At 71.6% G+C, this 24967-nt stretch carries 21 protein-coding genes; 14 read left to right on the plus strand and 7 right to left on the minus strand.

The features are described 5' to 3' along the window. Nucleotides 1-281: 281 nt before the first annotated feature. The 3 genes from ACFQ9Z_RS17305 (at nt 282) to ACFQ9Z_RS17315 (ending at nt 3927) form a co-directional block, all read left to right on the plus strand. Nucleotides 282-935: a type III effector protein gene (locus ACFQ9Z_RS17305; protein ID WP_383017700.1), complete on the plus strand. Its 654-nt coding sequence runs from the start codon at nt 282-284 to the stop codon at nt 933-935. A 135-nt stretch (nt 936-1070) separates the two neighbouring features. Continuing rightward, nucleotides 1071-3005, plus strand: coding sequence for a molecular chaperone HtpG (gene htpG / locus ACFQ9Z_RS17310; RefSeq protein ID WP_383017703.1), 1935 nt, complete (start codon nt 1071-1073; stop codon nt 3003-3005). A gap of 220 nt (nt 3006-3225) precedes the next feature. Then, nucleotides 3226-3927, plus strand: a complete 702-nt coding sequence (locus ACFQ9Z_RS17315; RefSeq protein ID WP_383017706.1) for an alpha/beta hydrolase — start codon at nt 3226-3228, stop codon at nt 3925-3927. 184 nt (nt 3928-4111) lie between these two features. Here ACFQ9Z_RS17315 and ACFQ9Z_RS17320 read toward each other — a convergent pair whose 3' ends face one another. Continuing rightward, nucleotides 4112-5224 carry a PP2C family protein-serine/threonine phosphatase gene (locus ACFQ9Z_RS17320; RefSeq protein WP_383018438.1) on the minus strand — a complete coding sequence of 371 codons (1113 nt, stop codon included), beginning with the start codon at nt 5222-5224 and terminating at the stop codon, nt 4112-4114. 243 nt (nt 5225-5467) lie between these two features. Between ACFQ9Z_RS17320 and ACFQ9Z_RS17325 the strand changes: the two genes are divergently transcribed. Next, nucleotides 5468-6421: a hypothetical protein gene (locus tag ACFQ9Z_RS17325; protein WP_383017709.1), complete on the plus strand. Its 954-nt coding sequence runs from the start codon at nt 5468-5470 to the stop codon at nt 6419-6421. 52 nt (nt 6422-6473) lie between these two features. Here the strand turns inward: ACFQ9Z_RS17325 and ACFQ9Z_RS17330 are convergent, their stop codons facing one another. From ACFQ9Z_RS17330 to ACFQ9Z_RS17345, 4 genes are all read right to left on the minus strand, one after another. After that, a complete protein-coding gene (locus ACFQ9Z_RS17330) occupies nt 6474-7148 on the minus strand; it encodes an HAD family hydrolase (protein WP_383017712.1) in 675 nt (224 codons plus the stop codon). 34 nt (nt 7149-7182) lie between these two features. Continuing rightward, nucleotides 7183-7755, minus strand: coding sequence for an NADPH-dependent FMN reductase (locus ACFQ9Z_RS17335; protein WP_383017715.1), 573 nt, complete (start codon nt 7753-7755; stop codon nt 7183-7185). Nucleotides 7756-7944: 189 nt separating this feature from the next. Continuing rightward, nucleotides 7945-8787: a phosphotransferase gene (locus ACFQ9Z_RS17340; RefSeq protein WP_383017718.1), complete on the minus strand. Its 843-nt coding sequence runs from the start codon at nt 8785-8787 to the stop codon at nt 7945-7947. Between the two features lie 565 nt (nt 8788-9352). Then, entirely contained in the window at nt 9353-9814 is a 462-nt protein-coding gene (locus ACFQ9Z_RS17345; RefSeq protein ID WP_383017721.1) for a MarR family winged helix-turn-helix transcriptional regulator, read from the minus strand. 140 nt (nt 9815-9954) lie between these two features. On the opposite strand from ACFQ9Z_RS17345, the gene gap reads away from it, so the two are divergent. From gap to ptlI, 10 genes are all read left to right on the plus strand, one after another. After that, nucleotides 9955-10959, plus strand: a complete 1005-nt coding sequence (gene gap, locus ACFQ9Z_RS17350; RefSeq protein ID WP_383017724.1) for a type I glyceraldehyde-3-phosphate dehydrogenase — start codon at nt 9955-9957, stop codon at nt 10957-10959. A gap of 179 nt (nt 10960-11138) precedes the next feature. Beyond that, on the plus strand, nt 11139-12335 hold the full coding sequence (penM, locus tag ACFQ9Z_RS17355; protein WP_383017728.1) for a pentalenolactone synthase: 1197 nt from the start codon (nt 11139-11141) through the stop codon (nt 12333-12335). A gap of 138 nt (nt 12336-12473) precedes the next feature. After that, on the plus strand, nt 12474-13325 hold the full coding sequence (gene ptlH, locus ACFQ9Z_RS17360; RefSeq protein ID WP_383017731.1) for a 1-deoxypentalenic acid 11-beta-hydroxylase: 852 nt from the start codon (nt 12474-12476) through the stop codon (nt 13323-13325). A 57-nt stretch (nt 13326-13382) separates the two neighbouring features. Further along, nucleotides 13383-14837 carry an MFS transporter gene (locus ACFQ9Z_RS17365; RefSeq protein ID WP_383017734.1) on the plus strand — a complete coding sequence of 485 codons (1455 nt, stop codon included), beginning with the start codon at nt 13383-13385 and terminating at the stop codon, nt 14835-14837. A 100-nt stretch (nt 14838-14937) separates the two neighbouring features. Beyond that, the gene (gene ptlF / locus ACFQ9Z_RS17370) at nt 14938-15774 is read left to right on the plus strand and encodes a 1-deoxy-11-beta-hydroxypentalenate dehydrogenase (protein WP_383017737.1); all 837 of its coding nucleotides are present in this window, start codon (nt 14938-14940) and stop codon (nt 15772-15774) included. 17 nt (nt 15775-15791) lie between these two features. Then, on the plus strand, nt 15792-17546 hold the full coding sequence (gene ptlE, locus ACFQ9Z_RS17375) for a neopentalenolactone/pentalenolactone D synthase (protein WP_383018441.1): 1755 nt from the start codon (nt 15792-15794) through the stop codon (nt 17544-17546). Between the two features lie 36 nt (nt 17547-17582). Continuing rightward, the gene (gene ptlD, locus ACFQ9Z_RS17380; protein ID WP_383017740.1) at nt 17583-18482 is read left to right on the plus strand and encodes a neopentalenolactone/pentalenolactone F synthase; all 900 of its coding nucleotides are present in this window, start codon (nt 17583-17585) and stop codon (nt 18480-18482) included. Further along, nucleotides 18479-19492, plus strand: coding sequence for a polyprenyl synthetase family protein (locus tag ACFQ9Z_RS17385; protein ID WP_383017742.1), 1014 nt, complete (start codon nt 18479-18481; stop codon nt 19490-19492). Before ptlD ends, ACFQ9Z_RS17385 begins: the two co-directional genes overlap by 4 nt. A gap of 124 nt (nt 19493-19616) precedes the next feature. After that, on the plus strand, nt 19617-20630 hold the full coding sequence (gene ptlA / locus ACFQ9Z_RS17390) for a pentalenene synthase (RefSeq protein ID WP_383017745.1): 1014 nt from the start codon (nt 19617-19619) through the stop codon (nt 20628-20630). 114 nt (nt 20631-20744) lie between these two features. Beyond that, nucleotides 20745-22118 (plus strand): pentalenene oxygenase, encoded by a 1374-nt coding sequence (ptlI, locus tag ACFQ9Z_RS17395; protein WP_383017748.1) that lies wholly within the window; start codon nt 20745-20747, stop codon nt 22116-22118. 138 nt (nt 22119-22256) lie between these two features. Here ptlI and sbnB read toward each other — a convergent pair whose 3' ends face one another. Next, entirely contained in the window at nt 22257-23297 is a 1041-nt protein-coding gene (sbnB, locus tag ACFQ9Z_RS17400; RefSeq protein WP_281294190.1) for a 2,3-diaminopropionate biosynthesis protein SbnB, read from the minus strand. Nucleotides 23298-23499: 202 nt separating this feature from the next. Beyond that, nucleotides 23500-24966: a condensation domain-containing protein gene (locus ACFQ9Z_RS17405; protein ID WP_383017751.1), complete on the minus strand. Its 1467-nt coding sequence runs from the start codon at nt 24964-24966 to the stop codon at nt 23500-23502. Between the last annotated feature and the right edge of the window lies 1 nt (nt 24967).

Genomic DNA, 24967 nt, shown 5'->3' on the forward strand with positions numbered 1-24967 from the left:
CGCACGCCGCGACGGCACACAGTGACCGGTGGAGAGGTTCGAAGCCGGCTCCCCGAGCTACGACCGCCAACCCGGCACGCGCGGCCGCCCCTCGCCCGGCAGAGGGGCGTGACGGCTGCTTCCAGAGTCGCGCTCGGCCCACTTCTTCGAAGCGCCCGCAGGGGACCGTCCTCGCCGTCGAGACCTCGCCCCCTCACGGAAGCTCCTCCCCTTGTAACCTGTCATCCAATGGATGACAACCGTCACGGTCATCCAGACGATGACGATGCGGAGGAGGTGCCATGACGACGGCGGATCGACCTGACCGACCGGCCTCTGCGCCCGCAGGAGGCGGAGGCCCGGCGTCGTTTCTCGCCGCTGCCGCGGCCCTCGAAGCCATAGACGACGCCCTGCGGACCGCCCAGCGGCAAGCGCCCGGCGCTTCGAGCGCGTCCGGTGTCGGAGCGGAGCGGGCTCTGGCCTCCCTGATGCTGCTGCGCCGGGTCCGCGAGCAGCTCGCCGGATGGGAGACCGGCCTCATCGAGACCGCCCGGGACGCGGGTGCCAGCTGGGCCGACCTCGCCCGACCCCTCGGCGTCGCCAGCCGTCAGGCCGCCGAACGCCGGTACCTGCGCAACCGGCCAGGTCCCGCCGGGACGACTGGTGAACAGCGTGTCCAGGCCGCCCGCGAACACCGCGCCGCCCAGCGCAGCACCAGCGCCTGGGCCCGGAACCACGCCGCTGACCTGCGTCGCGTCGCCGCCCAGATCACCGCGCTGACGGACCTTCCCGACGCCGCCCGCCACCCGCTGGGCGAACTCGACGCGGCCCTCGCCCAGGACGATCCCGCCGCCCTCGTCCGCCCTTTGAACGCCGCCCGCCCCCACCTGACGGCCCACCCCGACCTCGCCGCCCGGCTCGACGCCCTCACGTCGTCCGCCGCCAACTCCGGCTAGCCGACGGCCGGCACGGCGCCCGGTGAGGCCGGGAGCCCGCCGACGGGCCGGCGGCGACCCGATCTTCACGTCCGACGTTGTTTTCAGTAACTGAGCCAGTTGTCCGATGACAGGACTTGTGAGGTATAAGCGAACATGCCAACCGAAACCTTCGAGTTCCAGGTGGAGGCCCGTCAGCTGCTGCAGCTGATGATCCACTCCGTCTACTCGAACAAGGACGTCTTCCTCCGCGAGCTCGTCTCCAACGCCTCCGACGCGCTGGACAAGCTGCGCCTCGAGAAGCTGCGGCACGACTCCCTCGACGCCGACGTGTCCGACCTGCACATCGAGCTCGACGTCGACAAGGACGCCCGCACCCTGACCGTGCGCGACAACGGCATCGGCATGTCCTACGACGAGGTCGGGCGACTGATCGGCACGATCGCCCACTCGGGCACCGCCCAGTTCCTGCAAGAGCTGCGGGAGGCCAGGGAAGGCGCCGGAGAAGGGGCCGAGGAAGGTCTCATCGGCCAGTTCGGCGTGGGCTTCTACTCCGGCTTCATGGTGGCGGACGCGATGACCCTGGTGACGCGGCGCGCCGGGGAGAGCGAGGGCACCCGCTGGACGTCCCGCGGTGAGGGCACCTACACGCTGGAGACGGTCGCCGACGCACCCCAGGGCACCTCGGTCACCCTCCACCTCAAGCCCGCCGACCCGGACAACCAACTGCACGACTACACCTCCCCGTTCAAGATCCGGGAGATCATCAAGCGGTACTCGGACTTCATCACCTGGCCCATCCGCATGGCGTCCGACGCCGCGGGGCCGGACGGCACGGGCGCGGCGGACCAGAGCCAGGAGGCGCCCGCGTTCGAGACACTCAACTCGACCAAGGCCCTGTGGGCGCGCTCCCGCGACGAGGTGTCCGAGGAGGAGTACCACGAGCTGTACAGGCACGTCGGACACGACTGGCGCGACCCGCTGGAGACGGTCCGGCTCCAGGCGGAGGGCACCTTCGAGTACCAGGCCCTGCTGTTCCTGCCCGCCCACGCCCCCTACGACCTCTTCAACCGCGACTACAAGCGGGGCCTGCAGCTCTACGTCAGGCGCGTGCTCATCATGGAGGACTGCGAGGCGCTGCTGCCGCCGTACCTCCGCTTCGTCAAGGGCGTCGTCGACGCGGCCGACCTCTCGCTCAACGTCTCCCGCGAGATCCTCCAGCAGGACCGCCACATCGACCTGATGCGCCGCCGCCTGACGAAGAAGGTCATCTCCACCGTCAAGGACCTGATGGCCAAGGACCCGGACCGCTACGCCACGTTCTGGCGGGAGTTCGGCACCGTCCTCAAGGAGGGGCTGGTCACCGACTCGGAGAACCGCGACGCCCTCCTCGCCGTGGCCTCGTTCGCGAGCACCCGCCACGACACCGAGCAGACCACGCTCAAGCAGTACCTGGAGCGGATGAAGGACGGGCAGGAAGACATCTACTACCTGACCGGCGAGTCCCGGGAGAGCATCGAGAACTCCCCGCACATGGAAGCCTTCCGGGATCGCGGCATCGAGGTGCTGCTGCTCACCGATCCCGTCGACGAGGTCTGGGCCGACGCCGTCGGCACGTACGAAGGAAAGAAGCTGCGGTCCGTCGCCAAGGGCCGCATCGACCTCGACGCCGAGGACTCCGACGCGTCCGAGGGCGAGCAGACGAAGCAGGGCGAGGAGTACGCCGGTCTCCTCGACTGGATGACGAACCAACTGGGCGAGGAGGTCAAGGAGGTCCGCCTGTCGTCGCGCCTGACCGTCTCCCCCGCCTGCGTGGTCTCCGATGCCGACGATCTGACCCCGGCCCTTGAGAACATGTACCGCGCGATGGGCCAGGAGGTGCCCCGCGCCAAGCGGATCCTGGAACTCAACGCCCAGCACCAGCTCGTGAAGGGCCTCAACCAGGCGTACACGGAGCGCACGGACCACACGACGCTCGCGGAGACCGCCGAACTCCTCTACGGCCTGGCCGTACTCGCCGAAGGCGGCCAGCCGAAGGAGCCGGCACGGTTCGTCAAACTGATGGCGGACCGTCTGCAACGCGCACTGTGACCAGCCCGCCAGGACACCGGCGGCCCGCGCCGCGAACGCGGCCCGGGCCGCCGGGACCGCCTGATGCTCGTGCGCACATGAGCCGGGGGCTCATACGGGTCCGGTTCCTCACCGCCGTGGCCACCGCCGCCTGCGGCACGAGCGCTTCCTCGAGGGGCGAGCGTTCTGCTGTCGGCCGAGGCGGTGGCGTCTCCCATGGCGTCGGCGTCAGGATCCTTCCATGCAGCCGATCTTCGTTCTCGTGCACAGTCCGTCCGTGGGCCCCTCGACCTGGCACCCTGTGGCCGAACACCTGACGACGGCCGGATACCAGGTGCGGGTCCCGTCCCTGCTGCACATCGCCGCCGGCGCTCCCCCCTTCTGGCCGCGTGTCGCCGACGCCGTCCGCGACGACCTCCGGCAGGTCCCGGCCGGCAGTCCCGTCGCGCTGGTGGCGCACAGCAACGCCGGCCTGTTTCTACCGGCGGTCCGTGCGGGTCTGGACCATCCGGTGGTCAGCTCCGTCTTCGTCGACGCCGCGCTGCCGGCCCGGGCGGGTTCGACACCTGTCGCCACGCCCGACTTCCTGGAGTTCCTCCGCCCGATGGCGGTGGACGGCAGGCTGCCGCGCTGGACCGACTGGTGGGACGAGGCGGACGTCGCGCCCATGTTCAGCGATCCGGCGATGCGGCGGACAGTCGTCGAGGAGCAGCCGCGCCTGCCGCTGTCCTACTACGAGCAGCACATCCCCGTGCCCGAGGGCTGGGACGACCATCCTTGCTCCTACTTGCTGTTCGGCCCCCCGTACGACGACCTCGCCGGCCAGGCGGACGAGCGCGGCTGGCGCGTGGCGCACCTGCCCGGCGCACACCTGCACCAGATCGTCGATCCCGCCGGCACAGCACGGCACCTCATCGAGCTCACCGCTACGGGAGTGAGGTGATGGCGCGGGTGCGCGAGCCGATGAGGGCTTCTCCGAGCTGACCGAGTTGCCGCGCGACGCGCGGACGGCCGCCGGGGAGCGCGGGCCGGTGAGCGGCCCGCGTGCCTCTTTCGACGCCTTCGTGCGGGCGCTGCCGGAGGAGACCCCGCAGCGCCAGGCATGCGCCGAACTGCTGCGGACCGCCCTACATGCGGCGGCCGTGGCGGCGGTGCTCGTGGTCGTCCGGGTGGCGGTGCAGGGCGACGAGAGCGGCGTCGTCGTTGAGGTGACCGCGGGTGTGGGAGAGCAGGTCGCGGTGGATGTGGTGGAGCAGCGATTCGGGGCCGGTCCTGTTCCACTGGGCGACCCGCGCCTCCAGGGGGTAGAAGCGGCCGTCGCGGTCGCGGGCTTCGATGACGCCGTCCGTGTAGAGCAGGAGGGTGTCGCCCTGCTCGAAGGGGGCCATGTCGATGGCGTAGGCGTCCGGCCCCGTCTCGGCGACGCCCAGGGGCGGCGCCGGGTGCAGGCTGGGGACCGTGATGCCGCCGACCGGGCTGAACAGCAGCGGAGGGGGATGCCCGCAGCTGATCATCCGGATGGTGTGGTCGTCGTCGGGGAGCTCCAGCAGCAGGGCGGTCGCGAAACGCTCGCCGGCCTCAGTGGCCGGCTCGAAGTCGGCCAGGTACCGGCTCACGCTGTGCCCCAGGGTGGCCGCCAGGTCCGGGAGCGTGGCGTGCCGGTGGGCGGCCTCGCGGAAGGCCCCCATGAGGAGAGCGGCCTCACCGATCGCCGACAGCCCCTTGCCCCGGACGTCCCCGATCATGATGCGCACGCCGCCCGTGAGGCGCGTGGCCGCGTACAGGTCGCCGCCGATCTGCGCCTCGTCCTCGGCGGCCAGGTACAGGCAGGCGATCTGCACGGGCCCCATGCGTTCGGGCAGCGGCCACAGCAGCCCGTGCTGCGCGGCCTCCGCGACCGACCGTACCTGGGCCAGCTGGCGCTGGCGTCGCTCGCGCACCCTGCAGAAGAAGACGCTCAGGGCCGAGAGCAGCACCAGGGCGAGGATCTGGACCAGCACGTTGCGCGAGGTCAGCACACCGAAGTGCCAGCCGATGTACGCCTGCGCCGCCACGGCCAGCGAGCCGATCAGACCGGTGAGCCACGCTCCGGCGAAGGAGGCGGTCACAGCGGGGGCCATGACCAGGAGCGGGCCGAGATGGATGTCCTCGGGGACCAGTTGGTCGACTGCCGTGATCACCACGATGAGCACGACGGGAATCAGCAGCAACAGCCGGCTCGACCGCCGAAGCCTCCACATGCCCGCCGAGTTCTCCTCAGTAGTCACGTATCCCACAGTGCCACCGTCGGCAGGGCCCGACGAGCAGACGCCACGGCGCCCCGGCACACGGAACCAGGCGGTCGCGGCCTGGCAGGACGGCGGCCTTCCGAGATGCCGCTCAGGGCCGCCGGGACCACGCTGTAACCGGTGGGCGCAAGGCGCTCTGTACCGGGATCCGCGTGCTCGGCGGAGCGGGCCTGCCCTGCGACCGGAGGTTCGGGCATGAAGATCGGCATCGTGGGGGTGGGCGCCGTCGGGTCGGCCACGGCGCTGTCCCTCGTCGAACGCGGTGGCGTCTGCAGGGAGATCCTGCTGATCGACCGGAACACCGCCCGCGCGGACGGCGTGGCCGCCGATCTGCGGTACGCGGCCCCCTTGTCGCCGACGGTCGAACTGCGCTCGGGCGGCTACCAGGACCTCGCCGGTGCCGCAGTCGTCGTGATCACCGCAGGAGTCAACGAGAAGGCCGGCGGCGCCACCGACCGGTCCGACGCGAAGGGGCGTCTGCGACTGCTGGAGACCAACGCCGAGGTCTTCGCCGACATCGTTCCCCGGGTGGTCGAGGTCGTGCCGCAGGCGGTGCTCATGGTCGTCACCGACCCGCCCGATCCGCTGGCCGACCTCACCCGGCGTCTGGCCGGGCACGACCGGGTGTTCTCCACCGGCACCCTCATCGACAGCCTGCGATTCCGCGTCCATCTCGCGGACCGTCTCCAGGTCCGGCCGCGGGACGTGCAGGCCCTGGTGGTCGGCGAGCACGGCACCTCCGAGGTGCTGTTGTGGTCCTCCGCGAGCGTCGGCGGCATCCCGGTCACCGACCTGCTGGAACAGGACGGCCGGCCGGTCGATCGCGTACGCGCGGAGATCGAGGATGCCATCCGCTACGCCAACATCACGATCATCGAGGGCACCGGCGCGAGCCAGTACGGGATCGGCGCGGTCTCCGCCCGGCTCGTCGACGCCGTCCTGCGGGACGAACGGGCGGTGCTGCCCGTCGCGGCCTACTCCCCCGCCCGGGACGTCACACTGTCCCTGTCCAGCGTTCTGGGCGCGGGCGGCGTCCAGCAGATGCACGAACCCGCGATGACACCGCAGGAGTCCCGGGCACTGGAGGACAGCGTCGGCGTCCTGCGCGAGGCCGCCCGGCGGGCCATCGCCGTCGGGGCGGCGTCCTGAGCGGACGTGCCCGCGGGCGGACCGGGAAGGCGAGCGCCCCGGACGCCTAGGGTCACGAGCCGGGGAACGGATCCGTCAGTGACGCCAGCACGTGGTCGGCCTCTGCCGTGCGCAGCTGGTCCGCGGTGTAGTGGCCGCTGGCGACCGCGACGGCGGTGGCGTCCGCGGCGTGCGCCGCCTCGATGTCGCGTGGGGTGTCCCCCACGACGTACACCTCGGTTCTCGCGAGGGCGCGTCCGTGCAGTCGTGCGGCCTTCGCGACGGCCAGGCGTGTCACCTCCTCCCGGTCGGGAGAGTCCGATCCGTAGGCGCCGAAGACGAAGTAGCGGCCGAGCCTGCCCGGTTCCATCTTGAGCCTTGCCGCGCCCTCCATCGCGCCCGACACCACGCCGAGGATGGCGCCCGTGCGGCCGAGCCGGCGCAAGGTGTCCTCGGCGCCGTCCAGGACGCGGTAGGTCTCGGACGACCAGATCTCCTCGGACAGGTGCCAGAGGTAGGCGCTGTAGAGCCGCATCATCTCGTCGTGGCTGGGGTCGCGTCCCAGCACCGCGCGAAACGTCTCCCGTCCGACCTGCGGGTCGGTCTCGCCCGCCGACGTGTGCTCTCCGATGTCGGCGGGCACGCCGTGCAACTGATCGAAGGCCCGGGCCCAACTGCGCCTTCCCGCCCCTCCGGTGTGCACCAGCGTCTCGTCGATGTCGAAGAGGACTGCGAGGGGACCTGTCATGTGCGTTCTCCTGCGCCGGGTGATGGTGAAGGGCTCAGCTTCTGGGCGGCAGCACCGTGAGGACTCGGACGATGTGGTTCCGGTACTCCTCCATGAAGGTCCGCAGGAAGCCCTCCGTCCTGCTGTCGGTGACCTCGCCGTCCTGCCCGAACACCTCGGGGATGAATCTGATGTACGCCTCGGGAGCACTCATCTGGGGCGAGTTGCAGTAGCTGAGGACGCTGCGCAGACTCTGCTGGGCCACGGCGGTCCCGATGGCGCCTGGAGAGGCCCCGATCACGGCGGACGGTTTGTGCGTGAAGGAATTGTCCCCCCAGGGGCGGCTGGCCCAGTCGATGGCGTTCTTGAGTCCGCCGGGAATCGAACGGTTGTATTCCGGAGTCACGAACAGGATGGCGTCGGAGGCGGCGATGGCTTCCTTGAGCGCCCTGCCCTCCGGGGGATAGTCGCTGTCGTAGTCGTAGCTGTAGAGCGGCAGATCCCGGATCGGGATCTCGGTGAACTCCAGTTCGGGCGGGGCCACCCTGATGAGGGCCTTGGACAGTGTCCGGTTGATCGATGCGCCGGCGAGGCTGCCGATGATGTACCCGACCTTGTACGTGGGCATTTTCCCTCGATTCTCGGCCCGTGCGCGCCGGTGCGCGCGTCCGTGCGGGTGTATCGGCGTCCGGGAATCCCGAGGGCGCTCTTCTCTCCCGCACCCGGGTGCTCCCTCGTTGCAGGGAATCACAACGGCGGCCTTCCAGCGTGCGGAGAGATCCAGGAGAAGGAGCGCCGCGTCCGCACCCCGGCCCGCTCAGCCCGGTCCGCAGCGGTCGAGCGCGGCACGCAGCCGGTCGAGCCCCTCCGCTCTCCAGCGCTCCCGGTCGGGCATCTGGTCGTCACGGCGCCAGCGCCAGGCGGAGAACATCGCCCAGTTCAGGGCGCGGCACCGCTGGATCAGGTCGTGGTCGGCTCCCGCGTAGTGCTCTGCCGCCTCCTCGGGCGCATGGGCGAGGTCGAACTCGACGGGCCCGCGGCAGCACGTGCCGAGATCCACGAGCAGTGGCCCTCTCCTCGTGCTGAGGACGTTGCCCGGATGCGGCTCGCCGTGCAGCAACTGGTCGCCGGCCCTCTCGACGCCGACCGCGGCGCCCAGTTCACCGAGTGTGTCGCTGAGGAGTCGCCGGTGTGAGTCGGGCAGCTCGGGGGTCTGATCCCGGTCGTTCACCTCTCTCAACGCCCTGGCGATCCGATCGGTGAAACGCGGTACGGCCAGCTCGATCCGACGCAGGGCGGCATGGTGCCGCATGAGCACGCCCGCGTAGTCGGCCGGTGCGATCCCGGACCCCACGGGCTCGTAGTAGGTCCACAACGAGATGGCGAAGGCATCGCGCACCTGGACTCGGGAGCCGGCCCGAGGCGCGAGCTCGGCCACCGGGGCGTCGACGTCGGCGAGCCGGCGAGCGACCTCTGCCTCGAACTCGGACTCGGCCAGCCGCCCCGCAGGAGCGACCCGGGCCAGAACGCCGCAAGGGGCCAGCCGCAGCGCGACGCGGTCCGAGTTGTGGACGACGATCACATCGTCGGCCTGGAGGTCCAGCTCCGAAGCGATCGCCCGTGCCGCCTCGACGGCGCGACGGAGTTCCGCCGGCTCCATACCGTCCCCCTCTCCTCCCGGCCCCCGAAGGGCCCGAGGGGAGAGTAGTCGGACACCCCATCGGTGGCAGTGGCCGTCCGCGGGTGTGAGGGCGGAAGGCAGGGGACGTCCATCGAGGAGCAGCTCGTGATCGTCGCCGTCGTCGGTGCGTGGGACGTGCCCGCGGGACAGGGACCCGGGCAGTGGCGTGTGGGCACCCAGTCCGACCGCACGAGCGCACGAGGGCCGAGGCGGACGAGCCGGCCGCCGCGCTGGGCCGGGCCGCCCCTGGCGCGGACGTCACGACGGTCGACGCGGACGCCATGACTGACGCCGGCATCGCGATCCTGCCGTGACGACCCGCCCGCGCTGAGCCGGGCACGTGCGCACGACCGCATGGGCTCGTGGGCCGGCAGGCCCGCACCCGGCACGCGGCACCCGGCACCCGGCACCCGGCACCCGGCACCACGACATGCGGCAGGGCCTTCGAGCGCACCCCGCGCGTCGGAGACGGTGACCGGAGGTCAGGCCGCGGCGGAGGCGAGCGGCAGGGCCCCGGAGTGACCCCGGCGCTGGCGCACGGCGCCTACCGTGCGGCTTCGGCTCCGAGTTCGGCCAGGCGGGTGAGGGCGGGCAGGGCCGCGGCGATGGCCTGTCGTTCGGCGGGCGTCAGCTGGGCGATCAGGGGGGTCAGGTGACGGCCCCGGTCCTCGCGCCGGGACTGGCCGATCTTCCGGCCGCTGTCCGTGATGTGGACGAGGACGGCGCGTCCGTCGGCCGGGTCGGGGTGGCGCCGGACCAGGTCGTCACGCTCGAGCCGGGTGACCAGCTGGGTGAGCCCCGGCTGGCTGATCTGCTCGGTCCTGGCGAGTTCGGTGAGCCGCTTCGGACCGCTGAGGGCCAGTGTGTCCAGCACGGACAGAGTCGTGAACGACAGCTTCTGCACCGCGGGAAGCCGGATGTAGTAGCGGTTGAAGTTCTCGATCGCCCTGGTGAGGTCACCCACGTCCAAGTCGGTGTTCTGGTCGGCACGCTGAGTAGGAGTCACCCTGGAAATGTATCGCAGACTTATATAAGCTCCTGATCGATTGCGTGCCGGACGCCGCGTCCAGGCGAACGGCCCGCTTTGCACCTCGGCGCAACGGCGCGTCAACGGATTTGTAGAGCGCTAGGTGAGGAACACACCAAATGACTGTGCGAATCGGCATCAACGGCTTCGGGCGCATCGGCCGCAACGTCTTCCGGGCGGCGGCCGCGCGGTCCTCGGAGCTGGAGATCGTCGCCGTCAACGACCTGGGCGACGTGCCCACGATGGCCCACCTGCTCGCCTATGACTCGATCCTCGGACGCTTCCCCGAGGAGGTCACCGCCGAGCCGGGCGCGATCCGCGTCGGCGACCGGACGATCAAGGTCCTCGCCGAGCGCGACCCCGGCGCCCTGCCGTGGGGCGACCTGGGAGTCGACATCGTGATCGAGTCCACCGGCATCTTCACCGACGCAGCGAAGGCGCGCTCGCACGTCGACGGCGGAGCGAAGAAGGTCATCATCGCCGCCCCGGCCAGCGGTGAGGACTTCACGGTGGTGCTGGGCGTCAACGACGGCGACTACGATCCCGAGCGCCACACCATCATCTCCAACGCCTCCTGCACCACCAACTGCCTCGGCGTACTGGCCAAGGTGCTGCACGACGCCGTCGGCATCGACACCGGCATGATGACCACGGTCCACGCCTACACGCAGGACCAGAACCTCCAGGACGCCCCGCACAAGGACCTGCGCCGGGCCCGGGCCGCGGCCCTGAACATCGTGCCCACCTCCAGCGGCGCCGCCAAGGCCATCGGTCTCGTCCTGCCGGAACTCGCGGGCCGGCTGGACGCCTTCGCCCTGCGGGTGCCCGTCCCCACCGGCTCGGTGACCGACCTCACGGTCACCACCCGCCGCGGCACCTCGGTGGAGGAGGTGAAGGAGGCGTACGCGGCTGCGGCCTCGGGACCGTACAAGGGATTGCTGTCCTACGTGGACGCGCCGCTGGTGAGCACCGACATCGTGGGCGACCCGGCTTCCTGCGTCTTCGACGCCGGGCTCACCCGGGTGTCCGGCCCGCAGGTCAAGGTCGTCGGCTGGTACGACAACGAGTGGGGTTACTCCAACCGCCTCATCGACCTGGCGACGCTCATCGGGTCGTCCCTGTAGTTCCTCGCCGACCCGGCGTCTGCACCACCCGCACGTCAGCAACGGTCGGCCGCCCCGACGGCGGCCGCCGTTTCGGCGCGCCCGTGAACCGGCGCGCAGCGCACGCCGACGCCGCGAACGCCGTCGTCGTGCCCGGATGCCCGACGAACCCCACGCACGACGCCACGAGGACGGACCACATGACGGATCTTCCGAGGTTACCGTTCGACAACCCAGACATAATGGGCATCGCCCCCCAGATGCTCGCACTGCAGAAGGAGGGGCCGATCGCCCGGGTGGGGACCGCCGGTGAAGACGCCTGGCTGGTCACGCGCTACGACGAGGTACGGACCCTGCTCGCCGACCGCCGGCTCCGTCTCAGCAATCCCAACACTCAGCCGTCCGCCAAGAGCGCCGCCAGGGCCTTCATGGTCGCGTTGATGGCCGGGGACGACCACGAGACCGAGCCCGCCAGGCACGCGCAGATGCGCTCGCTGCTCATACCCCGGTTCTCCACGCGCCGGTTGCGCCTGATGAAGACGCGGATCGAGCACCATGTCGACGACCTGCTCGACCAGTTGGCCGCCAGCGCCCCGCCGGTCGACCTGCACCGCGTGCTGTCGTTCCCGTTGCCGACCATGGTGGTCTGCGACCTGCTCGGCGTGCCGTTGGCCGACCGGGAGCGGTTCGGGCAGTGGGCGAGGGGAACGTTCGACCAGAGCGACAACGAGCACTCGGCGAACACCTTCCAGCAGGTCGTCGACTACATGCTGGAACTCGTGGCACGCAAGAGGGTCGAGCCGGGCGACGACATCCTGTCCGAGCTGATCGCCGAGAAGGACGGCGCGCTGTCCGACGCGGACATCGCCCACCTGGGCAACGCCGTGCTCCTGTTCGGCTACGAGACCACCATCGTGCGCATCGACCTGGGCACCCTGCTGCTGCTGCGCAATCCCGTGCAGCGTGCCCAGTTGGTGGAGAACCCCGAACTCGCGCCGGCCGCGGTGGAGGAGATCCTGCGCCTGGGCGTCGGCGGCAAGGGGTCCAACGCGCTGATCCCCCGCTACGCGCACGGCGACATCACGGTCGGCGAGACGGTGATCCGGACCGGGGACGCGGTGATGCTGGCCATCGGCGCGGCCAACTACGACGACCGGGCGTTCCCCGACGGCGACCGGTTCGACCTGACCCGGGTCAGGCCCAGGTCGCACCTGGCGTTCGGGCACGGCGCCCGGCACTGCATCGGCCGCACGCTGGCCCGGATCGAGCTGACCGCGGTGTTCGAGCGGCTGTTCCGCAGACTGCCCGACCTGCGGCTCGCGGTGCCCGAGGAGTCGCTGCGCTGGCAGGAGCACCGCATCACCGGCGGGTTCGACGAAATTCCCGTCACCTTCTGAGTGACGTCGCGCCGGCGAAAGCACCGCCGTCCACCGTTCATGGTGCAGACGGCGCCCGCCGCCGGACCGAGACCGTCCGCCCACCCGGATCTTCGACGCTCCCTCCCCCACGCACAGACGTCACGAGGACAAGGAACCATGACGGACACCTTCAGCGACTACGCCGACTGCACGCCTCTTCTCGACGACCGTGAGGCCCTCGACCGGTTCTACGACGAGCACGGCTACGTCTATCTGCGCGGCGTCCTGGACCGTGAGCTCGTGCGGACCACCGCCGAGCAGATGCTGCAGGGCCTGATCGCGCTCGGCCACGCCGACCCCGGCACCACGCTCGACACCCTCGCCATCGAGTCCTACGAGGCGGTCGACGAGGTGGCGATGCACGACCACGTCAGGTACGACGACCTGTGGAACCACCCCTCGTCCCTCAAGGTGTGGGAGAAGGTCTTCGGCGAGCCCGTCTTCGTCTTCAAGTCGACGACGATCCGCTACTACCCCTCGGCGCCGGGCTCCGCGGAGCCGAGCTTCCTGACGCCGCTGCACCAGGACGGCTTCTACATCGGCCCGAACAAGGACTTCCGCACCGCCTGGATACCGCTGCTGCCGACGACCCGTGGCACAGGCGGCGTCGCCATCGCCGACGGCAGCCACAAGAAGGGGCCGCGCGAGCACGTCCTCACCGAGAACTTCCGCCGCTTCGGCCACGCCGTGCGCGGCATACCGGCCGCGGAGTTCGGCGCGGACGAGGAGCTGCTGTTCTCGCCCATGGAACCGGGTGACGTGCTCCTCTTCCACGCCTTCATGTGCCACAAGTCCCTGCCGAACGTCTCGGTGGACCCGGCCGGCATGCGGATGTCGATGGACACCCGCATCCAGCCCGCCTCCTCGCACCGGGGGTTCAACGCCCTGACCCCCTGGCCGGAGTCCGCGAAGGACGCCTCCAAGGGAATCATGTCGAAGATCACCGGCACTCCCACCACCACCGAGTGACGTCGGCATTCCCGCACTCGCCTCAACCGCCCCCCACCGAAGCCTGGTAGGCAACGCATGACGAAACGCGAGGGTCTCCCCCCTCTGACGGAGCCCGGCGCGGCACAGGAGTCCCGGGCCGGCACGGCACCGGCCGCCGCGGGGCTCAGCGGCATCGCCCTCATGGTGGTGCTCACCGGATACGCCTTGTCCATCGTGGACGCCTCCATCGTCAACGTGGCGCTGTCCTCGATCAGCGACGACCTGAACGGCGGCGCCGCCGCACTGGAGCTGGTGGTGTCGGGCTACGGCCTCACCTACGCCGTCGGCCTGGTGCTGGGCGGACGTCTGGGCGACGCCTTCGGCAGGCGGCGCCTGTACGCCTGGGGGTTGGCCGCGTTCACCGTCACCTCCGCACTGTGCGGACTCGCCCCGACCATCGAGTTCCTCGTCACGGCCCGGCTGCTGCAGGGCGCCGCGGCCGCCATGCTGGTACCCCAGGTGCTGGCGACGATCCAGGCGGTCACGGCGGGGCAGGCGCGCGCCCGTGCGATCGGCATGTACGGGGCGACCGCGGCCCTCGGCATGGTCGTGGGGCAGATCCTGGGCGGGCTGCTGGTCTCGCTGGACGTCGCGGGGATGGGCTGGCGGTCGGTCTTCGCGATCAACGTGCCGATCGGCGTGGCCGCGCTGCTGGCCGTCCGGCGCATCCCCGCGACCAGGGCCGACGCCAAGCCGGGGTTCGACCCCGTGGGCACCGTGCTGTTCGGTGTCACCATGGTCTGCCTCCTGGCCGTCATCGTGGCGGGCCCGGACCTGGGCTGGCCGCTGTGGCTGTGGTCGCTGCTCGTGGTCGCCGCGGCGACGGCGCTGGCGCTGGTGCGGGCGGAACGCGCGCTGGAGGCGCGGGGCGGCTCACCGCTGCTGTCCCCGTCGGTGCTGTCCCATCCGGGCATGCGCAGAGGGCTCGCGGCGATGGTGCCGTTCTCGGCCGGCTTCGGCGCCTTCCTGTTCGTCTACGCGCTGGTCGCCCAGGGCCACTTCGGCCTGGACGGGCTCGCCTCCGGCGGGGTGCTGGTGCCGTTCGCCGCGGCGTTCTTCGTGGTGACGCTGTTCACCCCGAGGATCGCGGCCGCTCTCGGCGGCCGGATCGTCACCCTGGGCGCCCTCGTCCAGTGCGCGGGCCTGCTGCTGCTGGCGCTGGTGATCGGGCTGGGCTGGCCGCATCCCTCCCTGGCGCTCGTGCTCGTCGGTATCGGCTGCTACGGAGTGGGCGCGGCGCTGACCGGCCCGACACTGTTCCGGATGATCCTCGCCGACGTACCCGCGGCGCAGGCGGGCATGGGCAGCGGTGTGCTGGTGACCAGCCAGCAGATGGCGACCGCGCTGGGCGCGACCGTCGGCGGGACCCTGTACGTCTCCCTGTCCGGTTGGCTGTCGACCGTCACGGCGGCCGTGCTCGTCGTCGTCCTGCTGGCGTGTTTCGCGGTGACCGTCCTCCTGATCAGCCTGAAGCTCCCCGACCCCGGGTGACACCCCGGCCCCCGAACGGCGCGATCTGATCCAGACCTTCTCGTCGGCAAGCGGCGCGCCGTCCTTCGGCGTTCCCGCGCGCGGAAGCGGAGACAGCGAAGTGCACTCACAGACAAGGGCGGCCGTGGTGACCGGCGCGGCCAGCGGCATCGGCCTCGCCCTCAGCGCCCGCTTCGCACGGGCCGGCGCCGGCGTCGTCATGGCCGACGTCGAGGGCGGCGCACTGCACCGCAGGGCCGCCGAACTAACCGCGCGGGGCGCCCGGGTCACCGCCGTGACCGCCGACCTGACCGACCCGGACGCCGTCGAGCGGCTCGCGGACACGGCGTTCGACCGGCTCGGCGACATCGACGTGGTGTGCAACAACGCCGGAGTCCTCGGCCCCGTGGGGCAGCCCCTGTGGGAAGTGCCGCTGGAGCGGATGCGGCGGGTCTTCGAGGTGAACCACTGGGCGCACGTGCTGGTGGCCCGCGCCTTCGTACCCCGGCTGCTGGAGCGCGGCCGGCCCGCCCATCTGGTCCACACCGCCTCGATGTCCGCCTTCGTCGTCGGCGCGGGCAGCGCCGCCTACGCCGCCTCCAAGCACGCCGACCTCGCGGTCGCCCGCAGTCTGCGCGCCGATCTGCGGGGCACCGCGATCCGGGTGTCGGTGCTGTGTCCCGGGCGGGTCGACACCCCCATGGTCGAAGGCCTGATGGCCCCGCGCGGCGCGGGCGGCGACACCTCGGTGAGCGCCGAGGACGTCGCCGGAGTCGTGTGGGAGGCCCTCGGCTCCGACCGCTTCTATCTCTTCAGCAACTCCGACGCCCCGCTGCGGCTGCGCGATCAGTTCGACGACGTATGGCGTCATGTTCCCCTTCCGCCCCCTTCCCCCGAGGAGGAGCTGTGGCCCGTGCCGAAAGCGACGACCGCGACGACCGCGACGACGAAAGACTGACCGTCGACCTGGAGGCGGTGAGGGAGAAGTACCGGCAGGAGCGCGACAAGCGCGGCGTCGGCCGCACCTACCAGTTCGCGCGCGGTGACTTCAGCCGCTACGCGCGCGACCCCTACACCGAGCGGCGGGAGCGCGAACCGCTCAGCGACGAGGTGGACGTCGCCGTCGTCGGCGCCGGCATCGGCGGTCTGCTGACCGGCGCCCGATTGCGCGAGGAGACCGGCCTGGAGCGCATCCGGCTGATCGACGAGGCCGGCGACGTCGGCGGCACCTGGTACTGGAACCGCTTCCCAGGCGTCCGGTGCGACGTGGAGAGCTACATCTACATGCCGCTGCTCGAGGAGATCGGCACCATACCCACCGAGAAGTACTCCACCGGGCCCGAGATCTTCGCCCACCTCCAGCGGATCGCCCACCGGTACGGCCTCTACCGCGACGCCCTGTTCCAGACCACCGTCACCGAGCTGCGCTGGGACGAGTCCGCCGCGAGGTGGCTGGTGAGCACCGACCGGGGGGATCTCTTCCGCGCCCGGTACGTCGCCATGTCGATCGGGCTGATGCACCGCCCCAAACTCCCCGGGCTGCCGGGCCTGGAGACGTTCGCCGGGCACTCCTTCCACACCAGCCGCTGGGACTTCGGCTACACCGGCGGCGACAGCACCGGCGGCCTGACCGGGCTCAAGGACAAGAAGGTCGGCGTCATCGGCACCGGCTCGACGACCGTCCAGCTCGCCCCGCACCTCGCCGAGTGGGCCGAGCGGCTGTACATCTTCCAGCGCACCCCGGCCGCGGTCGACGTCCGCGGCAACCGGCCCACCCCGCCCGGCTGGGCGGACAGCCTCGATGCCGGCTGGCAGCAGCGCCGGATGGAGAACTTCCACGCGCTGACCTCCGGCATCCCGCAGGACGAGGACCTGGTGCAGGACCGCTGGACCCAGACCACGGCCGAGCTGGCCGCCGCGATCCTGCCCACCGGCGACACCGGAGGCGACCCCGAGGAGCGGGCGCTCGCCGCCGAACGGGCGGACTTCCGCAAGATGGAGGAGCTGCGCGCCCGCATCGACAGCGTCGTCACCGACCCCGCGACCGCGGCCGCCCTCAAGCCGTACTACCGCGTGTACTGCAAGCGGCCCTGCTTCCACGACGGCTACCTGCAGACCTTCAACCGGCCCAATGTGACCCTGGTCGACACCCAGGGGCAGGGCGTCGAACGGCTCACTGCGGCCGGGGTGGTCGCGAACGGCCGCGAGTACCCGGTCGACTGCCTGATCTTCGCCACCGGATACGAGCACGAGTTCGCCGTGCCGTACACCGAGCGAGCGGGCTACGACATCGTCGGCCGCGGCGGCGTGCGGCTGTCGGAGAAGTGGGCGGAAGGGGCGCACACCCTGCACGGACTCCAGGTGCACGGCTTCCCCAACTGCTTCATCCTGTCCAAGGTCCAGGCCGGGCGGCACGTCAACATCGCCTACATGCTGGGCGAACAGACCCGGCACCTCGCGCACATCGTCAAGTGCGTCGAGGAGCGCGGCCACCGGGTCGTGGAGGCCTCCGAGGCCGGCGAGAAGGAATGGGTGGAGGAGATCCTCCGGCTCGCGCCGGGCGACCTCGACTTCCTCGAGAACTGCACGCCCGGCCTCTACAACAACGAGGGCGACCCGGGCGGACTGCCCCTGCTCAACTCCAGCTACGGCGGCGGCTCGGTGGAGTTCGTGAACATCCTCAGGCGCTGGCGCGAGGCCGGCGACCTGGCGGGCCTCGAACTGCGCTGACCGTCCCCCACCGTCTCTGCGAAAGGAGGCAACGCCATGGAAGTGACACCGATACCCGGCGCTCCCCTCGGCGCGGTCGTGCACGGCGCCCGGGTGGCCGGCGACATGCACAAGACGCACCTGGAGGAGATCTGGTCGGCGCTCGACACGTATCTCGTCCTCGTCTTCCGCGGCCACGAGACCCCCTCCTACGAGGAGTTCCTGGCCTTCGGCCGCCGCTTCGGGCACATCCCGAAGACCGGTCTGACCAGGGGCGCACACCCCGAGCACAACGAGATCCTGATCGTCTCCAACCTGGTGGAGGACGGCCGCAAGATCGGCGTCGGCGACGCCGAGTGGATGGGCTGGCACACCGACTACTCCTTCCGTCCCCGCGTCTCCCAGGTCGGCTTCCTCGAGGCCGTCGAAGTGCCGTCCTCCGGCGGCGGGGAGACCCTCTTCACCGACATGTACGCCCTGTACGAGTCGCTGTCGCCCGAGGAGCGACGGCGCCTGCACTCCTTCCGGGTCCGCCACGCCCTGCGCACCGGGTACGAGGAGACCATCGAGGAGGAGCTCCAGCGCGAGGTGACCCTCGGCGAGGGAACCGAGCGGATCCAGCCCGAGGACGGCACCTCCACCGTCCACCCCCTCATCGCCCGCAACCCCCGCACCGGCCGCCGCTCGGTCTACATCAGCACCCTGAACACGGAGCGGATCGTGGACCTCGCCCCCGGCGACAGCCGCAAGCTGCTCGACGAACTGCTCGCGCACGCGGGCAAGCCGCAGTACACCTACGCGCACACCTGGCAGCGCGGGGACCTCGTCGTGTGGGACCAGCTCGGCACCGTGCACGCCAAGCAGGCCTTCGACCCGGCCGAACGGCGCGTCATGCGCCAGGTCGTCAGCATCTTCGACGACCCGGCCGGTCCCTGGCGCGCGGAGGCCGCCGCATGAGCACCGCTCCCGCCTGCCTGAGCCACAGCCGGGTCACGATCACCCCGGCGCTGCGCGCCGCCGTCGACCGGCTCGACCGCCGATCGCGTCACCAGGCGGCCTACCACTTCGGCTGGATCACCGCGGGGGGCGCGCCCACCAGCGCCGACGCCGGCAAGGCCGTACGGCCGGCGCTCGCGCTGCTGTCGGCCGAGGCGGTCGGCGCCGCGCCGGAGGTCGCCCTGCCGGGCGCCGTCGCCGTGGAGCTCGTGCACAACTTCTCCCTGGTGCACGACGATCTGATGGACGGCGACGAGGAGCGCCGCCACCGGCGCACGGTGTGGAAGCTGTGGGGTCCCTCCAGCGCCATCCTGACCGGTGACGCGATGCTGGCGCTCGCCCAGGAGGTGCTGCTGGACACCGGGCTGCCGACGGCGGCGCCCGCCGCCCGGCTGCTGGCCCGGACCACCCGGCACCTGATCCGCGGCCAGGTCCAGGACCTGGCCTTCGAACAGCGCTCGCACGTCACGGTCGAGGAGTGCGTCGACATGGCCGCGGGCAAGACCGGCGCGCTGCTGTCGGCGAGCGCCGCGATCGGCGCCGTCCTCGCCGGGGCGCCGGAGGCGACGGTGGACGCGCTGGCGCTCTACGGCGACCAGGTCGGCGTCGCCTTCCAGCTCGTCGACGACGTGCTCGGCATCTGGGGCGACCCGGCCGTCACCGGCAAACCGGTCCACTCCGACCTGCGCTCCCGCAAGAAGACGCTGCCGGTGAGCCACGCGCTGAACCAGGAGGGCCCGCTCAGCGACGAGCTGGCCGCCTGGCTCACCGCCCGCGACCGTCCCGACGAGGAGGAACTGCGGCGCGTGGCCCGTCTGATCGAGGACGCCGGCGGCCGCCGCTGGGCGCTGGCCGAGGCCGGCCGGCGGATGGCGCTGGCCGAGGACGCGCTGCGCGGCGTCGAGCTGGAGGCCGGCGCGCGGGACGAACTCCTCGCGCTCGGACGGTTCGTCGTCGACCGCGAGGTCTGACTCCGGACCGCCTCCCCTGCCCCATCGCCCCGTCGTGACCGGTGACTCCCCGATCAGCGCGGCACCCCCACCAGGGCGCCACCGTGCCCGCTGCCCGTCCGAACCCACTCCCGAGGATTCCCCCATGCCCCAGGACGTCGACTTCCACATACCCCTGCCGGGCCGGCAGAGCCCGGATTTCGCCCGTGCCGACGCCGAGCAGCTCGCCTGGCCGCGCTCGCTCGGACTGATCAACTCCGAGGCGGCGGCCGAGCGCCACCTGCGCGGCGGCTACGCCGACCTGGCCTCCCGCTTCTACCCCCACGCCACCGGCGCCGATCTGGACCTGGGCGTCGACCTGATGTCGTGGTTCTTCCTCTTCGACGACCTCTTCGACGGGCCGCGCGGAGAGAACCCGCAGGAGACCAAACAGCTCACCGACGCGGTCGCGGCGGCGCTGGACGGCCCCCTCCCCGACACCGCGCCGCCCATCGCCCACGGCTTCGCCGACATCTGGCGGCGCACGCGGGAGGGCATGACACCCGCCTGGTGCGCGCGCAGCGCCCGGCACTGGCGCAGCTACTTCGCCGGCTATGTCGACGAGGCGGAGAGCCGCTTCTGGGACACGCCCTACGACTCCGCGGCGCAGTACCTGGCCGTGCGCCGGCAGACCATCGGGGTGCAGCCCACGGTCGACCTCGCCGAGCGCGCGGGCCGCTTCGAGGTACCGCACCGGGTCTTCGACAGCGCCGTGCTCTCCGCGATGCTCCAGATCGCCGTCGACGTCAATCTGCTGCTCAACGACATCGCGTCGCTGGAGAAGGAGGAGGCCCGGGGCGAGCTGAACAACATGGTCATGATTCTGCGCCGGGAGCACGGCTGGTCCAAGGACCGCAGCGTCGCCCACATCCAGAGCGAGGTGCGCGTGCGCCTTGAGCAGTACCTCGTGCTGGAGTCCTGCCTGCCGCAGGTGGGTGACATCTACCGGCTCGACGACGCCGAGCGCGAGGCCCTGGAGCGCTACCGCGACGACGCCGTGCGCACCGTGATCCGCGGTTCCTACGACTGGCACCGCTCCTCGGGCCGCTACGACGCCGAGTTCGCGCTCGCCGCCGGCGCCCAGGGATACCTGGAGGAGCTGGGCCGGATCACCCATTAGCGGCGCCGCCCGGCAGCGGCACGCCACCGTGTCGTGGCCGTCCTGGCGGCGTCGGCCCCGGGCGCAGCGGAACGGCTGTCAACAGACCAGTGAAGACGGGAAGTCGAGGATCGAATGACCGAGCAGACCACCTTCTCGGCGGGAGCGGCGCCCGGGGCGCTGCCCGTCGTGGGACACGCCCTGCAGATGATGCGTCACCCTGTGAACTTCATGACCTCGCTGTCGGCCCACGGCGACCTGGTCGAGATCAAGATCGGCCCCACCAGGGCCTACGTCCCCACCCACCCCGAACTGCTGCGGCACGTCCTGACCAACGACCGCCTCTTCGACAAGGGCGGCGTCTTCTACGACCGCGCCCGTGACATCGCCGGCAACGGCCTGGTCACCTGCCCGTTCGCCGACCACCGCCGCCAGCGCCGGCTGATGCAGTCGGCGTTCACCCGCGGCCAGCTCAAACGGTACGCCGAGGCCATGCAGGCCGAGATCGAGGACACGACGTCGCGCTGGCAGGACGGCATGGTCGTCGACGCCTTCCAGGAGATGTACGGCATGGCCCTGCGCACGGTCGGCCGCACCCTGTACTCCACCCCGGTCAGCCCCGAGCTGGCGGCCCAGGTGGAACGTTCCTTCGACGTCGTGCTCAACGGCCTGTTCCGGCAGATGTTCCTGCCGGCCTCGATCCGCCGGCTGCCGCTGCCCTCCCAGCGCCGGTACCGGAGCAACCTGCACTTCCTGCACGAGACCACCCAGCGGTTCATCGACGACTACCGCAGCTCCGACACCGAGCGCGACGACCTGCTCGCCGCACTGCTCGCCTCCCGCGACGACGACGGCGGCAGGCTCGGCGACAAGGAGATCCACGACCAGGTCATCACCGTGATGGCGGCCGGCACCGAGACCGTCGCCGGCACCCTCACCTGGGTCTTCTACCTCCTCTCCCAGCACCCGGAGATCGAGGCCGCGCTCTACGACGAGATCGACACCGTCCTCGACGGCCGCGCCCCGCAGTGGGACGACCTGCCGAACCTCTCCCTGGCCGACCGGATCATCTCCGAGACGCTGCGGCTGCACCCGCCGGCCTGGCTGTTCACCCGTCTGACCGCCTCCCCGACCGAACTGGCGGGCCGCCGGCTGCCGGCCGGTTCCACCGTCGTCTTCAGCCCCGCCGCGGTCGCCCAGTACGAGGACGCCTTCGTCCGTCCCGCGGAGTTCGACCCCGACCGCTGGCTGCCGGACCGGGTCGCGCCGGCGGCCCGCCACGCCTACGTGCCGTTCGGCACCGGCGCCCGCAAGTGCATCGGCGACCTCTACGCACGCACCGAGGCCACCCTGGGGCTCGCCACCGTCCTCGGCCGCTGGCGGGTCACCTGCGAGCCCGGCATGGACGTCCGCCCGGTCCCGCTGGCCACCGTCTACCACCCGCGCCGGCTGCGTCTGAGGCTGGACGCCCGCACCCCGCGCCGAATCGAGTCCCGCCTCACCCGGTGAGCGCCCAGGAGGAGCGCGACGCGCTCACTCCCCCGACCGCGCTGTACGACCACGCCCTGCGCCTGCGCGGGACTCCCCCGGCGGAGTCCCGCGCAGGCGCGGCTGCTCCCGGCTGCCGACGTGGCCCGTCGATGCCTCTCAGCCGTAGCGGTTCAGGTCGTGGAAGAAGTCGGGGACCGTCCGGAGATCGCCCGTGGCGCCGAGCCGCTCGTGTACGTAGCGGGCGACGGCGAGGTCGAGGACGCCGAGACCGAACGGGGAGAAGACGACCGGCCGGTCGCCGGGGGGCGTGGTCTTCCCCTGCAGCACGTCGTAGAGCGAGCCGGCCACGAAATCGCGGTTGCCGACGCGCTGTTCGGTCAGGTGCAGCGAGGTGTTGGCCTTCATCGAGTGTTCGACGTCGTCGACGACGTTGTACGACGACAGGATGATCTCGGGGGCGAGGTCACGCAGCGAGAGGTGCAGGACCAGCGGGTTGTGGGTGAACCAGCTCGGGTCGGTGACGTGCGGCTCGCCCGCGACCGTGGCGAAGACGACGAGGTCCGAGCCGCGGACGAGGTCTTCGGGCGAGTCGTGCACGGTGACGGGCGCCTTCTCGGTGCGCGCGAGGTAACCGCGGAAGCCCTCGGCGTGCTCGGGGACCGCGTCGTGGACGCCCACTTCGCCGAAGACGAGCCCGTTGCCCGCCAGATAGGTGTGGACGTACCGCGCGATCAGCCCGGTGCCGAAGAAGCCGACGCGGACCGGGCGCCCCGCGTCCGCGGACTCCTCGCGCCGCGCGCGGAGTTCGACCGCGGCGAGGGCCGCGGACGCTGCGGTGCGCGAGGCGCTGATGATGGACGCCTCAAGGCAGGCGAACGGATACCCGGTCCTGGTGTCGTTCAGGATGAGCACGGCGGAGGCGCGCGGAAGCCCGGAGGCGACGTTCTCGGGGAAGCTGGAGATCCACTTCATGCCGTGCACGTCGGTCTCGCCTCCGATCGAGGCGGGCAGCGCGATGATCCGTGCGGAGGGACGGTCCGGGAAGCGCAGGAAGTAGGAGTCCGGGTTCACGGTCAGACCGGCGCCGTGCAGTTCGTAGGCCGCTCGCACGATGCGGGTGATCTCCTCTTCCCTGCCACTGGTCGCCGCCTGCACCTGGGCTCCGGAGATCACCACGAACGAGGGCGGTTGCAGCATGTGACGGCTCCCTTGGTATCGGTCCATCTCGCGCGGGCCGGCCGGAACGCCGCCCCGCGGGCGTGGCGGCACTCGTCATCGGTGCCGGCCGGGTTCTCCTCCGCGCCTCGCCATGGATAGCAAGGCGGGGCGGAGCGATCAAAGACCGTGTTTCTCCCTACAGGGCCACGGCGGTGACCGACGGCCGTGGGGATTCCACGGCTCAGCCGGACGAGGGGGGCACCCGCAGACCGGGTGCCAGCGGCCCGAACACCTCGGCTCCCGGGCTGTCGAGGCATGCGGCCAGCACGCTGAGGTAGTCCCGGCCCAGGTCCCGCGCGCGGCCCGGGGAGAAGTCACGCCTGCGGTAGGTGAGAACCAGGTCGCCGCCGTCCGGGCGGTGGCTGAGGCGCACACTCAGCGGCCGCAGTGCGTAGGGCCAGCGGGGCGGCATCGGTGTCGCGGACAGCCCGCCGCCCAGCTCCTGGGCGTCCGCCGCACGCTCAGCGCCGAACTCCAGCCCGTCCAGCAGGTCACTGACGCCGTCGGGGCCCGCGAGGCGGGGGGTGAGCAGATGCGGCGGCAGGTCCGCGTGCTGGAGGTCCTGGGCGAAGGCGTCCCGCACCTGTGGCAGCAGCGAGGCGAAGGTCGGGCTCTCGGAGAGGTCGGTACGGCACACCATGGGGTGCGAGAAGTCGCCGATCATGTCCTCGAGTTCACGGCGGTCCCGGAACGTCACCGGCGCCGGGACCGAGATGTCCCGGGACCCCGTGTACCGGGCGAGGAGGACCTGGAACGCGGTGAGGGCCCCGACGAACACGGTGGTGCCGTGCTCGCGTACGCACGCGCGCAGCGCCGCCGGCAGCCCGCCGGGCAGCGGGAGCACCACGGCGTCCCCGAGTTCCGCAGGCAGGTCCGGGTGCGGCCGGTCGGACGGGAGCTCGGGGGGCAGCGCGCCGGCGAGCCGCCGTGTCCAGTAGCCGGTCCGCCGGGACCGGTGGGCGTCGCTGGTCCGGTCCCGCTGCCACACGGCGTAGTCGGCGTACTGGAGGGGCGGCGGCGGAGGCGCCGCGGGTCGTCCGGCGCGGGCGGCGAGGTAGGCGGCAGCGAGGTCCGCGAGGAGGATCTCGGTGGCCCGGGCGTCCGCGACCATGTGGTGGAGGACCACGATCACGATGTGGTCCTCGGCGTCGAGGCGCAACAGCCGGGCCCGGACCAGCGGACCGTGTGCCAGGCCGGGGAGCTGGTCGACCTCGGCCCGGGTCAACGCGTCGAAGTCCGCGAGTGTCCCGTCCGTGACGGGGATCCGCAGCCGCAGGGCGGGCGAGACGACTTGGGTGAGCCGGCCGTCCTCCGCCTCCCGCAGCACCGTGCGCAGGATCTCGTGCCGTGCCAGCACGGCGTTCAGCGCCTGCTCCAGCGCCGTCGTGTCCAGCGGCCCGCGCAGCCGCATTCCGGCCAGCACCACGGGGGCCGGCCGGGGGCGGGCGCGTGTCCTGGTCCATGCCCACTCCTGGGCCGGCGACGCGGGGAACCGCGCGATCCCCCGGGGGCGCGGCACCACCGGGATGGTGGCACGGGTGCCGCGCAGCCGCCGGAGAAGTCCGGCTTCGAGTTCGGCCCGGGCCGCGAGGCCGGGAGCCACCGGCGGGGTCGCGGGGGCGGCGGGTTCCTCGGGGGACGGTGCCACG

Source organism: Streptomyces sp. NPDC056580 (genome assembly GCF_042793175.1).
In the GTDB taxonomy this organism is placed as follows: domain Bacteria; phylum Actinomycetota; class Actinomycetes; order Streptomycetales; family Streptomycetaceae; genus Streptomyces.

Excerpts from the sequence above, each read along its gene's own strand:
- ACFQ9Z_RS17365 (WP_383017734.1), top strand. The coding sequence starts at position 13,383 with ATGACGAAACGCGAGGGTCTCCCCCCTCTGACGGAGCCCGGCGCGGCA.
- ACFQ9Z_RS17320 (WP_383018438.1), bottom strand. The coding sequence starts at position 5,224 with ATGTGGAGGCTTCGGCGGTCGAGCCGGCTGTTGCTGCTGATTCCCGTC.
- sbnB (WP_281294190.1), bottom strand. The coding sequence starts at position 23,297 with ATGCTGCAACCGCCCTCGTTCGTGGTGATCTCCGGAGCCCAGGTGCAG.
- ACFQ9Z_RS17340 (WP_383017718.1), bottom strand. The coding sequence starts at position 8,787 with ATGGAGCCGGCGGAACTCCGTCGCGCCGTCGAGGCGGCACGGGCGATC.
- ptlI (WP_383017748.1), top strand. The coding sequence starts at position 20,745 with ATGACCGAGCAGACCACCTTCTCGGCGGGAGCGGCGCCCGGGGCGCTG.
- ACFQ9Z_RS17330 (WP_383017712.1), bottom strand. The coding sequence starts at position 7,148 with ATGACAGGTCCCCTCGCAGTCCTCTTCGACATCGACGAGACGCTGGTG.
- ACFQ9Z_RS17305 (WP_383017700.1), top strand. The coding sequence starts at position 282 with ATGACGACGGCGGATCGACCTGACCGACCGGCCTCTGCGCCCGCAGGA.
- penM (WP_383017728.1), top strand. The coding sequence starts at position 11,139 with ATGACGGATCTTCCGAGGTTACCGTTCGACAACCCAGACATAATGGGC.
- gap (WP_383017724.1), top strand. The coding sequence starts at position 9,955 with ATGACTGTGCGAATCGGCATCAACGGCTTCGGGCGCATCGGCCGCAAC.
- ACFQ9Z_RS17315 (WP_383017706.1), top strand. The coding sequence starts at position 3,226 with ATGCAGCCGATCTTCGTTCTCGTGCACAGTCCGTCCGTGGGCCCCTCG.
- ACFQ9Z_RS17335 (WP_383017715.1), bottom strand. The coding sequence starts at position 7,755 with ATGCCCACGTACAAGGTCGGGTACATCATCGGCAGCCTCGCCGGCGCA.
- ptlD (WP_383017740.1), top strand. The coding sequence starts at position 17,583 with ATGGAAGTGACACCGATACCCGGCGCTCCCCTCGGCGCGGTCGTGCAC.
- ptlH (WP_383017731.1), top strand. The coding sequence starts at position 12,474 with ATGACGGACACCTTCAGCGACTACGCCGACTGCACGCCTCTTCTCGAC.
- ACFQ9Z_RS17325 (WP_383017709.1), top strand. The coding sequence starts at position 5,468 with ATGAAGATCGGCATCGTGGGGGTGGGCGCCGTCGGGTCGGCCACGGCG.
- ptlA (WP_383017745.1), top strand. The coding sequence starts at position 19,617 with ATGCCCCAGGACGTCGACTTCCACATACCCCTGCCGGGCCGGCAGAGC.
- ACFQ9Z_RS17385 (WP_383017742.1), top strand. The coding sequence starts at position 18,479 with ATGAGCACCGCTCCCGCCTGCCTGAGCCACAGCCGGGTCACGATCACC.
- htpG (WP_383017703.1), top strand. The coding sequence starts at position 1,071 with ATGCCAACCGAAACCTTCGAGTTCCAGGTGGAGGCCCGTCAGCTGCTG.